1 pseudogene is annotated in these 383 nt (G+C 46.7%); it reads left to right on the top strand.

What is annotated here, in order from left to right:
• Positions 1–383 (top strand): annotated as a pseudogene (locus DXB43_RS14975) (hypothetical protein); the annotation flags it as partial.

Here is a 383-nt window from a genome sequence, read left to right as displayed (position 1 = left end):
CAATCAGTGCATATGATGCATCGGTTGTGAATGCAACAGAGTCCTTCCAACTGGCACAGATGATGGATGGAATGTTAAGTACATATCTCGAGCAGGTGAAGGACAGGGTAAACTCCTGTGAGGAGTTCTATGAACTGCAGCAACAGCAGTGGCAGGAATCTATCCGACTGAGAACAGAAGAAGGCATTGTGAAAACACTTGTCGGAGTCGGAACCATGATTCTGGGAGGAATGCTTGTCGTAGCAACCTGTGGTATGGCACTTCCTTTAGTGGCTACAGTAGGAGTAATGGCAATTGGCGCAGGAACAGCAGCATATGGCTTTTCAAATACAGTAGAAGGTGGTCAGGATGTTTATGCAGGAGTAACAGGAGACCCAAGAATG

This window comes from Roseburia sp. OM04-10BH (genome assembly GCF_003462605.1).
Lineage (GTDB): Bacteria > Bacillota > Clostridia > Lachnospirales > Lachnospiraceae > Roseburia_C > Roseburia_C amylophila.
The sequence above is the reverse complement of the archived record's forward strand: the minus strand, read 5'-3'. Positions and strand labels throughout refer to the sequence as shown.